Source organism: Aureispira sp. CCB-E (assembly GCF_031326345.1).
GTDB lineage: Bacteria > Bacteroidota > Bacteroidia > Chitinophagales > Saprospiraceae > Aureispira.
The window spans coordinates 1,159,910-1,174,758 of the sequence record NZ_CP133671.1; the positions used below are offsets into that span (position 1 = coordinate 1,159,910).

Here is a 14,849-nt window from a genome sequence, read left to right on the forward strand (position 1 = left end):
TTTTCAATTTGAAAACTTTCTTAGCTAGGAACTACTCCGCAGAGCAGTTCCATAGCAATAGAAAGTCATTTTATCGTTTAATAGTGACAGCACCTTTGATAATCGTGTCATCATTTTCTAGACGAATAATGTACCAGTAGGTACCATCGGGCAAATCTTTACCATTATAAGTACCATACCAGTCATTTTGATAATTTTGAGTGTTTAAAACTTCCATTCCGCCACGAGAGACAATTTGCAATGTATATGGTCCAATTGCAGGATCTTGCAAAAAGTCTACTGGCCAATAGTCGTTCACCCCATCGCCATTTGGTGTAAATAAGTCAACAATTTTTAAGTCTTCAACCGCTGGTTGTTCTACTGTAATCAAAAGTTTAGGAGACATACTAGAACAGCCTAAAGCATTATATCCTTTTACAACATAGGTATACGTTCCCACACCAGGAGCTGTAAATATTGGATTTGGAATTGTTGCATTGTTTAAATGAGTAGCAGGTATCCATTCGTAAGTCACCCCACCTGTAACAGAAAGTTCTAGTAAGGTGCCTAATGTAATTGTTGTATCTGGCATCATTACAATAGATGGACTTGGAGCAATCTCTACCTCTGTGGTGTATGTGGAAGAGCAGTTGTTAACGGTTACAACGACAGAATACGTTCCTGTATCTCCAATAGTTGCATTGAAATTAGGCGTACGATTAGTCGAGGTGAAACCATTTGGACCTGTCCATGCATAAGTTGCACCAAATATTTCTGGAACTTGCAATTTAACTTCTTCTCCAACACAAACAGGACTATTGTTAGAAGCCATACCTGCGTCAGGAAGGGCTGTAATCATTACAAGCGTAGACAAAGGTAATGAAGCACAACCATTAGCATCTGTTGCAATTAATGTATAAAATCCTTGATGATCTGTTTCAGAAACACTAGGTATATTAACATTCTGTGTAGTAGCAGCGAAACCATTTGGACCTGTCCAAGCATAGGTAGCACCAGCAACAGGAGTCGTTGTGATGTCTAAAGCATCTAACTCACAAAGTGGGCTATTACTAGTTAATGGATTTAAAACAGGTCTAGGATTAACGGTGACAGTCGTAGGTGTACTGTTAGACGTACAGCCATTCAAGGTTACGGCTACATTATAGGTGCCTGCTTGAGCTGCCGTAACATTGTTGAGGCTAAAGTTTTGCAGTGTCGTACTAAATCCATTCGGACCTGTCCAGCTATAATTAGCCCCCACAATCGTATTGGCTTGCACAAAAACAGACTCGCCCTCACAAACAGGACTATCATTAAATGCCGTAGGAGCAGCAGGGAGTTGACGTACTTCTACATTGATACTAGTTAGCGTAGAGATACAATCCCCCGCATCCTCAGCAACAAAATAGACATAATTTCCAACAGCTAAAGGTCCAGCATTAAATGTCCCTGTTGCATTACCAGAAGACATGGTAAAACGTCCAATTTCTGTATTACTAGTATTATAAAAAACAAGATCGCCCGTTCCAGAACCTGTTGCTGTTAAAATGACATCGGCTCCACTACAAATTACGATGTTAGAAGCACTAGGAGGATTCGGATTAGGATGAACTACTACTGTTGCCATCCCCATACTACTAACACAGCCTGTTGTTGAATTGGTTTCATTTACATAGTAGGTTGTTGTTTGATTAACAATAGGCAAATTTAGTGTCGTACCTGTTGTTAATACAGTCATTCCCGTAGCATCGCTGTACCAGTTGATCGTTCCTCCGCTACCTGTAGCCATCAGAGTAGCTGCATTGCCTTCGCAAGTTGTGTCAGGCATTGTTGTGGGTATAGCTGGGAGTAGGTCAACTGTTACTGTTACTGTATCTGATAAACTCGTACAACCGTTGGCATCGACTGTAGTTGCATAGTAGTTGGTCGTTGTTGTTAGCGTACTTGTTGTAAATGTGTTGCTTGTTGCCAATAAATTACTCAAAGCAGCATCGCTATACCAATTTACGGTACTACCAGCCGTTAAACTTGCTGTGGTACCTGCACAAATTGTTACGTCTGCAACAACAGGCGCTGTTGGGAGGGCATTAACACTCACTCCAATAGCAACCAAACCAGATGTGCAATTTGAATTATCTTCGGCAGCATAATAGACATAGTTGCCAGCAGCCAAAGCGCCAAGGTTAAAAGTGGCATTAGGATTACCAGCCATAGTTACTCGACCGATTTCTGTATTGCTGTTGTTATAAAAAACAAGATCGCCTGATCCAGAACCTGTTGCTGATAAAATAACATCTTGCCCTTGGCAGACTGTAATCGTATTTGCGCTAGGTGTATTAGGCAATGCATTAACTTCAGCAGTTATGGCAGTTAGAGGGCTTAAGCAGCCGTCAGCAGAAACTTCCTGTGCATAGTAAGTTGTTGATTGTGCAAGAACATTTGTCGTAAAGGAAGTACCCGTACCGATTTGAAGTGTAGCAGAAGCATCACTGTACCAATTTATAGTTCCTCCAGCACCAGAAGCCATCAGTGTTGCTGTAGCTCCTGCACATATTGTATCTGGTGTTCCTGTTGGTGCTGTCGGGTTAGAGTTAACAGTAACGGTCACTGTAGTTGCAGGGCTTTCGCATCCATTGTTATCTACTTGAGTGACATAGAAGTCTGTCGAAATATTCAAATTACCTGTTGGGTATACGGATCCTGTATGGATTAAATTAGTCAGAGCTGCATCGCTATACCAGTTTGCAGTTCCTGTAGTGTTGGCCATCAAGGTAGCATTATTACCAGAACAGATGCTTGTGCCCGCAGCAGTAGGTGCTGTAGGTAAGGCATTAACAGTAACACTAATTGCCGTAGCAGCAGATAAACAAGTGCCATTATCTTCCCGAACACTAAAGTTATAATTGCCTGTTGCTAGGGCACCAGCATTATAATTTGCTGTAGGAGCACCACTCATAGTAATGCGCCCAATTTCAGTAGGAGTATTGTCATAAAAAACAAGATCTCCTGTTCCAGACCCAACAGCTGTTAAAATAACATCCTCGCCAGCACAGACCATAACGGATGTTCCAGAGCTAGGCATTGTTGGCAATGGGTTGACGGTAACTACCACCGCAGTTAAAGTGCTCATACAACCTGTAGTTGTATTCATTTCTTGCACGTAGTATGTGGTATTTTGGGTCAGAGTAGGTGTTGTAAATGAGGCACCATTTCCTAGAACAGTAGTACCTGTAGCATCGTTGTACCAAGTTAACATACCACCAGCGCCTGTTGCTGTTAGTGTAGCTGTGTTGCCAGAGCAAATAGCAGTACCCGCAGCAGTAGGAGCAGTAGGACTTGGGGTGACAGTTACGGTAACAGTAGTCGCAGAACTTTCACAACTATTGGCATCCGCTTGAGTAACAAAATAAGAGGTTGTTGTCATTAAATTGCCCGTTGTATAAGTGCTACCTGTGGCTAATAAGTTGGTTAAAGCAGCATCGCTATACCAATTAATAGTCCCCGCAGCATTGGCTGACAAACTAACGGAATTACCTGCACAAATTGTAGTTCCTGTGGCAATAGGAGCCGTAGGCAAAGCATTGACGGTTACACCAATCAAATTCAATGGAGATACACAAGTACCATTGTCTTCTCTTGTATAATAAGAATAAGAACCTACTGCTAATGGTCCAAGATTAAGGCTAGCATTAGGAACGGCTAAAGACATGGTTGTCCGCCCAACTTCATTCAAAGCGGCATCGTAAAACACTAAATCGCCAACACCAGACCCTGTAGCTGTCAACACAACATCTTCTCCTGAACAGACTTCAATAGGAGTTGTACTTGGTTGATTCGGTAATTGATTGACAATAACTTCTGCTGAAGTCAATGGACCTAAACAAGAACCAATAGATTGTCCTGCATAAAAAACGGTATTTTGATTAAGAATAGGAGTGTTTAGCGTTAAGGTGGGGGCGGGACCAGTAGCAATATTAACTTGTCCCAAAGCATCGCTAAACCAATTTAAAGTACCAGAGCCTGTTACCGTGATGCTTGCTGACTCGCCTGCGCAAACTGTATCTAGTGTGACGCTAGGACCAGCAGATGTAGGAATCGCATCAAAATCAAAGTAGACGGGAGCAGACCAACCACAACAATCGTCTCTTACTCTTAAGCGTAAGTGATAATTAACAGTAGCCCCTGTTACAGGAGTAGGGAAGGAGGCTACTTTGGTATTGTAAATTCCAATAGGATTGGAAGTATTGTTTGCTCCTTCAAATAGAATCCACTCGTAAGCCGCAGCCGTTACAGGAGTGTTCATCGTAAATGTTTGCCCCTCGCAAATTGTTGGAGACATTGCTGGATCAAACGTTGGCAAAGCTCTAGTATCTCTGATATAAATAAAACTAGTATAGGTTACACCATCGACAACTAGATCATAGTGTCCTGTGGCACCATAACTAACAATTGCCGTAGGAGAGTTGGTATTATAAGACGAAGTACTAGCCGTAAGGTCGTTGATAAATATACTGTTAGGAGGACTTCCCCAAGTACCACCATCTTTAGTGATAACAATTTCAGAATTGGTACAACCACCAAACATGGAGGCAGTTATTTCACGAGGATTAGGGATAGTTGTTCCATTTCGGGTTGTTCCTTGTACAGGTACAGAGACCCCAGGACGACCTGCTTGCCCACGACCGCCACGACCACCGTTGCCGCCACGACCGCCAGTACCACCACAGCCAACTTCGCTACAATCACCACCAGAACCAGTTCCTCTAGCACCTCCAAGTCCACCAAGACCAGGAGCACCGCCAAGACCACGAGCGCCACCATTTCCAAAGGCACCAGTTGTAATAGCAATATCGTTTAGGTTGGGGTTGGTATTTCCCATTTGAGCATAGATGCCAAAAGAGCCACCACCGCCAAAGCCGCCAAAGCCACCTTGACCGCCTTGACCGCCGCCACCGCCACCGCCGCCACCAGCGCCAGAACCGTCATCTGCAAAACAACCAAAAGAGCCATCATCTTCTTGACCGCCGCCACCACCAGCGCCACCGCCGCCGCCACCGCCAGCACCATCAGCTCCTTGTGGAGCTTGGGTAGCAGGGAGGAAAAATTGAGCAAAGGTCACCGCAGGAGGTGGAGTATTGGCATCCGCACCATTAGCTCCTACAGCACCATTCGCACCGCTACCTCCATTATTTCCAGCACAAGAAGAAGGGGTTGTTCCTCCATTACCATTATTTCCACCAGCAGCACCAGCGCCACCATTACCACCACGACCACCTGGACGCCCATCGGCACCACTATCGGTACCACCAGCACCACCGCCACCGCCGCCACCACCGGCACGGAAAATACCACTATTAACACCAACACTACCATTAGTAGCGCCGTTACAAGTAACAGCTCCTGTACCTCCATTACCGCCGCCACCAGCACCATTACCACCTTGTCCATCATCAACACCACCAGCACCACCACAAGAGGAACCATCATCATCTCCTCCATGACCACTACGACCATTAGACCCATTGAGTCCTGCAGCCCCAGTAGCACCATTAGCCCCTGCGGACGCATCTCTAGTGGTAATATCTAAACGAGAAAAAAAGAAATTGGTCGAGTTGGCAACATGGATGCCATAGACCGTACGACCTCTATTTCCTGTTGTACCAGATGCGTTTCTAGTGTTTACAATTGAAATATCTTTGATGTAAACGTCTGTCACTCCATCCAAGCGGACTGCAATATAATGCCCAACTCCAGCAGAAGTGGTAAAAGGAGCATTAATATCAAGCCTAGTTAATAAAGAGCTATTCTTAACCCACTCTCCAGCAACTATTTCATAGCCACCATCTAGCACAGCACTAGTAGGAATGTTTAATGTGTTAGAAAATGAGTAGATACCATTCAGCACCTTAATGTTATGCTTTGTTGGCGTAACCATTGTTAAGGCTGTTTCTAAATCAGTAGGGCTGCCAATAGTACCAGGGGCGGTACTTAGCCCAGTGGGCGACACATATATAATGTCGCCACAGTTGGTTTGTGCTTGGGCGTGCTGAATCAGCAATCCCAACATTAAAACCAGAATAGGAATTCGTAATACCTTTCGCATAGTTTTTTTGATTAGTAATAAAAGTAATGTAATTAACTGAGTGTTATATTGTTTCTTTTTACAGGCAAGTTTCTGTTTCTTTTTTCAGAAAGATAATTTGCTTACCTTTTTTGAAATTGAAAATAATGTTAACAAACTATTAAAACTATTATTTTTTTTTGTGATAGGCAATATATTTAAATAAAAATTTCACCTATTTGCTTGTAAAAAGAATATTCTTTGTTTTGAGTGATCCGATTTTTAAGTAATAGAGACCAAAAGGTAGGTTTAAGGCTTCTAATGAGATAGTTAGCTCAGATTGAGCACAGTTTTTTCTTTGATAAACAGTGTTGCCTAAGACATTGCATAAGGAGATATCAAAAACAGAGGTTGGCACTTCTTGTAAGCGAATGTGTATTTGTTGAGCCGTTGGATTAGGATATACCTCTAATTGGTTGTTCTGTTTTTCTAAGCCTATATGTTGATTTATCTGACCTTCGACTAGTGTGTGTCGTTGGTTAATACTAATATTATAAAAGGTCTGAGGGGCACTATTGGGCCAGTAAACGACAATAGAATCTACTTGGTGGATATTTTGAAGTCCAATATGTTGAATACTAGTGTTTTGAGAGGCGTGGCTAGAGCCACCATCAATTTCTCGTAAAAAGGTACGTCCTCCGGCATGGATGACAAGGTGTGCCCCAAAGGCATCTCTATTACTGAGGGTACCTTCTAATTTTAGTTGCACCCAATTATATGTATTCGTAGCTGAATTGTTTTGATAGAACAATGTATGAGGCATAGAATCAGAGGGAATAGCTTGATCGATGACAACCGCTACGAAATCTATATCTCCGTCATTATCATAATCTGCATAAGCCATTCCATGAGCAATAGTAGGACTATTTAAGCCTAGATAAGTACTGGTGTCTGTAAATGTACCATCTCCATTATTGTGGTACAATTTATTGGGATCTTCAGGGTGCGTAGCACGAAATGTAGAAGGCATTGGAATCTGACCATTAGCAACAAATAAATCCAGATAGCTATCGTTATTGTAATCAAAAAAGGCACAGCCCCAACCGGTACTAAGCAAGGTATCTACCCATCCATTCTCGACCCCTGCAAAAGCAGTTGTGTCCGTAAATGTCCCATCTCCATTGTTTTGTAACAATACATTAGCACCTAAATTAGTTACATAATAATCAAGGTGCAAATCCTCGTTATAATCGCCTATCGCAATCCCCATCCCAAACAAACCGATATTGGCATTAGCGGAAATGCTAACGTCTGTGAATTGCGGATTAGGGTAGTTGTTTTGGTAAAGTGTATTGGGAATATTCCATTCTCCAAAATCATTGGCGATATAGATATCCACATCTGTATCATTATCATAATCTGTTGCCGCTACAGCTAAGCCACATCCCATATCCATAACATGGGAGCCATTGGCGCTTTGCGTAAATGTTCCATCCCCATTATTGATGTAATAGTAATTGGCAAATCCTTGTGCCATGATACCTATAAGATTGCCTGAAGAGTCTTGAATTGGACCATCGTGATCTAAGTAGTTGGCTACATAAATATCTAAAAAGCCATCTTTGTTAAAATCACCAAATGTAGCGGCAATACTCATGGTGCTATCTGTAATTCCTGCCGCAGTAGATTGATCTAAAAAGGTACCATTGCCTTGATTGACAAATAATTTGTTGTTCACAAAATAATCGTTGCCCAAGGAATCTGTATCCATAAAAGTCGTTAAGAAAAGGTCTCTGTCGCCATCATTGTCAATGTCACCAGTTGTAACGCCAAAGGTTTGATAGTTACTTGTAGACGCTAAACCTGCTGCAATTCCAACTTCTGAGAACGTACCGTTTCCGTTATTTCTATACAGATAATCTCGATCATTGCCACCTGACAAATACAAATCTTCGTAGCCATCATTGTTATAATCAAAAAAAGCACACCCTCCGCCCATTCTATTGAGATCCTTGTGGGCATGATGAATACCTATGGATTGTGCGACTTCTGTATAAATTTGAGCATTAGTAACTAGGGGGATTAATAATAATAGTAGTAGTAGGTTCATTTTTTAAGGGATTGTGGAGGGTCACTCCGTATTGGGAATAATCTCGTATTGACGAATCAATGCTTGATTTTTTTCATTGCGTTTAACTAAAATAACTTCATAATCTTTTTTATAATAAATCATTGCCCACTGCCCATTGCCTAGCAAATTACCCATAAATTCCAGTTGAGGAATGGATTCATTGTGCAATCTAAATAGGATGGCATTGAACTGATATTTATCGTGAATGCTTTTCCATGAAACAGGATCTAAAATCTGAGGGAAATATTGTTGTGTTAGAAAACTTGTTGGGTGTGCCAATGCTTGACTAGAAACATAGAGGGGTTGTGTTTCTTTTAGTCGATAAGCCATCAATCCGCTGATTGCCGTATTGTGAAAAAACGGACCTTGAACACCAACTTGGTTGATAAAGTCAACGGCTTCTGTTTCGTTCTCTCTCAATCCATATCCAAAGTTGTGAATAGGTTGATAAAAACCAGCCACTAAAAAGGTGGGAATTAAAAGATAAAGAGATAAAACAGGAGGATTGTATTGTAAAAAAAAGTCTTTTATATTTTTTTCAACTTGTTTTTGTTGGTAATAATTTGCAATTGGAAAGGAAACAATAAGCCAAGCGATGCCTGCTAATAAAATGAGTTGATTGTTCCAAAAAGCGAAAAAAAGAAAGAGTGCCACCGAGCTTAATGAGAAAAATGGAAGGGGAATAGTTTTAATTTTACTGCCCAATAGGATACCACCCAATAACACAAGAGTACCAAGAATAAGTGCATACAATAAAATATATGAATGACTAAGCCAATAAGCATCTAATGTGGTACGTTCCCATATTGGTAAAATCTCACTAGATGAGAAAGCAACTCTAAAGGCTCCTATCATACCATTGATAAACTGAGGATGTACCAAGGAAGTAAGCAAAGAAAGAAGGGTGACGATGAGTAAAGGGGACGACTTTTCTTTTTGATAGATGAAGGTTTGTATAAAACCCAAGAATAGTACTATCGAACCAATAAAAAAGTAAGTATGCGAATTAACCCAAATAATTTGTAGGAAAGGTAATGAATATAGCCAAGAACTGTTTTTTTGACCACTTAAATATTGGTACACTATGGTAAAATAGAGCATCGAAAATAGATGTGAAAATAAAACAGGGTCTACAATATTATGCGTCGCAAATAGTGGAATTGCTAGCCCGCCAATTAAGAGGCTTACGAGATAGTAAACTGTTGTTACAGATAAAGTTTGAAATAGAAAAACAAAAAGTATGACATAAAGTAGGGCAACGAGTAGGTGTAAGCCTGCAAAACCAATTGCTTGATGAATACTATAAAAAATAGCTGCTGCCAACCAATGATTGTTTTGTATGGGGTGTTCTGGAGTCGTATAACTCAAACTATTAGATAATAAAACGTCGCCTTGTTGCCAAAAGATGGCGCCTTCTCTAAGAAAATAGCCTAATTGCCCCTCCGCAACAGAAATGTGATTGGATAAGGCTATTAATAAATAGAGACCTAATCCTAAGAGTATCCACGAACGATATGATTGTTGTTTTTCCAAAATTGTATCTGTTTTTATATCTCCAAATTAGCTAAAGTTTTATTTTTATACAATAAAATATTAGTTTTATAACCTATGAAACTACCAGATACCTCCATATTATTCAAAGAAGTAAGTGCCTCATCTCTAGGGATACTAAGGCTTTTGTTTGGTTTTATTTTATTGGAAGATTTTGTGAATTTTCACGAATATTTTGTCAATTATTTAGAACCATCGGAATTTTACAACACCTATGATTTTTTTCATTGGATACATCTTATGCCACGTTATTGGTTAGATGTGTTCTTTTATGGAGCCATAGGTTCCTGTATTTTATTTGCTTTGGGTATTCATTATCGACTCAATGCAATGCTAACTTTTTTGAGTTGGACCTACATTTTTTTGGTAGATAAGGGACACTATAACAATCACTTTTATTTAGTATCTATATTTTTGTTCTTTTTCTGTATTGTAGATGCAGATCGGTGGGGAGCCGTTTCTACAAAAGAAGAACGGACAGTTCCTTATTGGCAAGTTTTGATTTTTCGTTGGCAAATAGCGATTGTTTATTTTTATGGAGGAATCGCTAAATTGCATTACGATTGGTTGGCAGGTTTCCCTATGCAGTATTGGTTGGTGGATGCCTCAACTTTTTACCCGACTTCCTTACAACCATTGATGCGGTCAACAGAAATGGCCTATTTTATTTCTTATGCAGGTTTAGTTTTTGATTTAACCATTGCTTTTTTCCTTTTGTCAAAGCGTTGGAGGAGATGGGCTTTGCTGCCTGTTGTTGCCTTTCATACCATGAATGATTTTACTTGGTCTATTGGCGATTTTCCGACTATTATGTTAGCAAGCACACCTATATTTTTTGCCCCTAATTGGGCAGAAAAGTTGTATGAGCATTATCACAAAAATCAACTTATTAAGGCAGTACTGGCAGTTGGTTTGATGTTAGGAATTGGGTATGGTCTATTTATTTCGGATTTATTTAAAGGGACCAATTTATACATCAAACTAATTTCTTACCCAATTTTAGTACATTTGTTTTTTAGAGGGAATGGATTTCAGGAATTGTCAGATCGAAACAAGACCATATTTAGCCCAAAGAAAGCAAGTCTTATTTTTCTAAGTATTTGGTTTGCTTTTCAATTGACGTTGCCGTTTCGACATTTTCTATACAAGGGAGATCCTTCATGGACAGGAGAAGGGCATTTATTTGCTTGGAGAATGATGTTAATTGATACCGTTGATGCTTGGAGAATGAAGGTTGTGGTGCCAGAAACAGGAGAAGAATTGCCAATTGCTTTGGATCAATACATCAACTATCGGCAATATCGAAAAATGCGTCGTACGCCTAAGTCCTTTTTGCGATTTGCGCATTTTATTAGAGATCGAGTGCAAGAAGGTGGTGTACAAAATCCAATTATTAAAATGGAAGTATGGAAGTCTGTGAACAATCGAGCGCCTCAACTTGTCAATGATACGACACTAAATTACGCTTTAGTGCCTTATTCTGCAACCGCTCCAGTAACTTGGATTACGGATTGGTCGTATAGTGATGAACTGCCTGTCTATTCAGAAGATCGGTTTAAGATGTGGCGAGATTTTTTGGAAAAAGATGGCGTAGATGCTACCAGTAATTGGCGTTAAATAAGGTTGAGAAAAGAAAGCTCAATGAATGGAAATGGGATTGTACTAGTTGTAACTGCTCCTTGTTTTAGTAGTAGTTAGAGATTGAAATTGATAATTTATTAACACATAAAAAAATAAGATTATGTTTGGAGGAATGGAGGAAATGAAAAAGCAAATGCAAGATGCTTTAACAGCTATTATTGTTGAAGGAGAAGCAGGTGGCGGAATGATAAAAATTAAGGCGAATGCTGCTCGCCAAATACTAGATGTAAGCATTGACCCTTCTTTGGATTTAACAGATAAAGAGCAATTGGAAGATTTAATTCTAGAAGCAACTAATCGAGTTATTGCCGCTGCTGCTGTTAAGGAACAAGAGGAGTCTAAAGCAATGATGGCTAAGTTGTTGCCTCCTGGTATGGGCGATTTGGGAGGTTTGTTTGGATAAAAAATAAATGTAATTGGGCTTTGTTGCACAGACAGAGCATCTTTGTATCAGTTTAATTGTCCTGTAGATAATTAAACTGATACGATTTACTTAGTTTGCAGCGCTAGTTCTCATAAAGTAATGGTGATTTGAGCACTGCAACTTTATCGAATATTATTTGGGTATATTGGGGCGAAGATTAGAAAACAAACGTTGATTTATTTAGAAGGAAATTCTTATGGCAATACATGTAGGTAGATGGGATTGTACAACTTGTGGTTATAAAGGTGTGTTAGGACCTAAAACAGAGTGTCCGAACTGCGGAGCAGACCGCCCTAAGAATGTGAAATTCTATATGGCGGCAGAAAAAGATATTGTTCAAGATCCTGAAGTTATCCGCCGAGCAAAGGCAGGTGCTGATTGGCGTTGTTCTTTTTGTGGTCAAAATAACCCTAATGATGTTCAGGTTTGTAAAGATTGTGGAAATCCTCGCTCCGAGGCAGACAAGCAATTAGCTGTAAAAACCTATACCACAGCAGATGTACCCCGCTCAGGAGATGGTACAAAAGACTTCTCAAAACTCAAAGAAAAAGAAGCAATAGCGACACCACCTACAAGTAAAAAAGGATGTTTCATTGGTTTGGGAATTATTGTTGGGATTGTGGGGCTATTGGTTTTGTTGGCACTTAATAAAACCGTAGAGGTTACGGTAAAGGGCTTTGAGTGGGAACAAAGTATCTTAGTAGAAGAAAAACGAAATGTTCAAGAAGAGGATTGGTCTATTCCTAATGGCGGAAAAATAATTAGCTCTTTTCAGGCGATTCATCATTATGACCAAGTATTAGATCATTATGAAACTAGAACGAGAACAGAGCAACGTGCCGTGGGAAGTGAGGAGTATGTTTGTGGGCAAAAAGATTTGGGCAATGGCTATTTTGAAGATCAATACTGTACTCGAACTATTTATGAAGATTATCAGGTAGAATACGAAGAACCTACCTACCGAGATGAGCCTGTCTATCAAACCAAATATCGATATTCAATTGATCGCTGGTTTTCGATTAGTCCTATCGTTACACAAGATAAAAACCACAGCCCTACGTGGGGAAATGCCATGCATATAAGAACCAGTTCATCTTTGAGAGAAGCTGGACGTACGGGGACTTACACTGTCATTGTTCAAGATGAAAAAAACGAAGAACATATTGAGGAAATTCCTTTGTCTTGGTGGCAGCAATTAGAAATCGGAGATAACATAAAAGCAAAACGAGGAAGAATTACTGGTGGTTATCGAGGTTTGTACAAAGAAGAAGAACAATCCAACTAAAATTTTTTCGAATAGCACTATATCCAATTCTAAGCAGTTCAATACCAATGGACTTTATTTTTCAAAGAATGGAAATTATTATTTAAAACGGGAACTAGATTTATTTTTTTAAGGTTTTGATAATATTACTATCTTAAAAAGAAGTTTTACTTTTAAATAAATCCTTTGCTTTATGAATATTGGTCAAAAAATACTTGCAGGAATTGGTGTATTTGGTTTGATGCTGTTAACACCAGTTATATTTTATACTTTTGGAAACACTGCTCCTATTGATTTTTTAGGCAGCCAAATCGGTGCTTTGGGCGATCCATCTGTTTTAACTTTTATTGCTTTTTGCATGATTGGTTTAATGGCAGTCTTGGGAGGAGGAAAGAATTTTAGTGCTACCTTCACAAGTTTTATAATTGGTGGTTTATTGATTTCTACAGCTGTAGAAATTGGCTTTTTGAATTGGTTTCAAACCTTAGCATCTAAGGTTGATTTTTTATCCAATTTAAAACTGAACTTACTAGCAGGCGTATTTGTATTGTTAGTTGGAATGGTACTTTCCTTTGTTGAAAAGATTAATTTTAAGGTTGAATTACTAGTTTTGTTAATACTACCATTAGGCTTTTTAATAGGAAGCAATCATGTTGGGCTTTTTCCGAATAACAGTACATTCAATATCTCCATGAATCAAGGTATGGAGTCCTTACGAGGAATGATTGATGCCAAATATATGCAACAAGAAAATGTTCAAAAGTATGTGGAAGAGGTAGAAGATGATCAGAGTTTGACAGAAGAAGAGAAGATTGCAAAAATGGAAGACCTGCAAGAAAAAATTAATAAATTAGAAAGCGAGGAGGAGGTGTTAGAAAAGCTGAAAGCGCAAAACGAGCAATACAAGCAGCTGATTGAAGCGCAAGAAGCGGAATTAAAAGAATATGAGTGGTGTGCAGGATCTAGGGACAGTGGCTCGCAAGTAAAGTCTATCCCAGCAGCAGTAGTTCCTAATCAACCTTGTGTACGAGATTTTGCCGTTTCATTGGTAAAAGAGAAGCAAGGGGCTTACTATGATAGAATGATGGCATTACCAGGTAAAGAAGGGCTTCAACAAATATGTGCTATGCACAAGTATCTGGCAAGCAGTTGGAAATACATTAGTGACCCAACCATGATCCGAAACGATTACTATTCCCCTGCCAACCGAACCATTGCATTGGGATTAGCTGGAGACTGTGATGATTTCTCCATTTTAAATGCTTCTTGTGTTGAGGCGATAGGGGGGATTTCTAGAATTATGGGTGGTTTTTGTAGCGGTGGTGGTCATGCGTGGGCTGAGGTTTTGATTGGAGGAAAGCCAGAGTGGGAGCGTGCTGTTAAGATCATTCGTCAAGAGTATAACGATCAATATAAAAAACTAGAACCAAATATAGATGAAGAAGGATTGTATTGGCTTTCTTTGGATTGGCACATGGGGGAGTTTACCTGCAATGACCGACCAAGTAAAATGATGACTTTGTACACCTCGAAAGATCAATTCAAAAAACCACTTTAATGACTTGGTAGCGAGTGTTAAAGGAAGGTGTGTGATCTGTTAAATATATTAAAAAAAATATTGTCTAAATTTTTGTTAATCAAAAATGGATGGGGCGATAAGTGAAACTATTTTAAAAATAGACTGTTCTTATATAAAGGAACAGTCTATTTCTTTTATGAATTCTCTGTATTTTGTACTCTTTCATTCTTAATCGTGTTATTTTACAGAGCACTTAAGAACTTGAAGGAGGAAGTAGCT

General features: G+C 39.6%; 7 protein-coding genes. 4 read left to right on the forward strand and 3 right to left on the reverse strand.

Going from position 1 to position 14,849, the window contains the following annotated elements:
* Nucleotides 1–70: 70 nt before the first annotated feature.
* The 3 genes from QP953_RS04390 to QP953_RS04400 all read right to left on the reverse strand — a co-directional run bounded on the left by QP953_RS04390 (nucleotide 71) and on the right by QP953_RS04400 (nucleotide 9,704).
* A complete protein-coding gene (locus QP953_RS04390) occupies nucleotides 71–6,082 on the reverse strand; it encodes a gliding motility-associated C-terminal domain-containing protein (RefSeq protein ID WP_309554093.1) in 6,012 nt (2,003 codons plus the stop codon).
* Between the two features lie 193 nt (nucleotides 6,083–6,275).
* Nucleotides 6,276–8,150, reverse strand: a complete 1,875-nt coding sequence (locus tag QP953_RS04395) for an FG-GAP-like repeat-containing protein (RefSeq protein WP_309554094.1) — start codon at nucleotides 8,148–8,150, stop codon at nucleotides 6,276–6,278.
* Nucleotides 8,151–8,171: 21 nt separating this feature from the next.
* Complete coding sequence (locus QP953_RS04400; protein WP_309554095.1) at nucleotides 8,172–9,704, reverse strand: hypothetical protein; 1,533 nt, start codon at nucleotides 9,702–9,704, stop codon at nucleotides 8,172–8,174.
* A 75-nt stretch (nucleotides 9,705–9,779) separates the two neighbouring features.
* Between QP953_RS04400 and QP953_RS04405 the strand changes: the two genes are divergently transcribed.
* The 4 genes from QP953_RS04405 to QP953_RS04420 all read left to right on the forward strand — a co-directional run bounded on the left by QP953_RS04405 (nucleotide 9,780) and on the right by QP953_RS04420 (nucleotide 14,609).
* Nucleotides 9,780–11,339, forward strand: coding sequence for an HTTM domain-containing protein (locus QP953_RS04405; protein ID WP_309554096.1), 1,560 nt, complete (start codon nucleotides 9,780–9,782; stop codon nucleotides 11,337–11,339).
* Between the two features lie 124 nt (nucleotides 11,340–11,463).
* Nucleotides 11,464–11,766, forward strand: coding sequence for a YbaB/EbfC family nucleoid-associated protein (locus QP953_RS04410; protein WP_052594780.1), 303 nt, complete (start codon nucleotides 11,464–11,466; stop codon nucleotides 11,764–11,766).
* Between the two features lie 217 nt (nucleotides 11,767–11,983).
* Nucleotides 11,984–13,072: a hypothetical protein gene (locus QP953_RS04415; protein ID WP_309554097.1), complete on the forward strand. Its 1,089-nt coding sequence runs from the start codon at nucleotides 11,984–11,986 to the stop codon at nucleotides 13,070–13,072.
* A gap of 172 nt (nucleotides 13,073–13,244) precedes the next feature.
* Nucleotides 13,245–14,609, forward strand: coding sequence for a transglutaminase domain-containing protein (locus QP953_RS04420; RefSeq protein ID WP_052594776.1), 1,365 nt, complete (start codon nucleotides 13,245–13,247; stop codon nucleotides 14,607–14,609).
* Nucleotides 14,610–14,849: the final 240 nt, after the last annotated feature.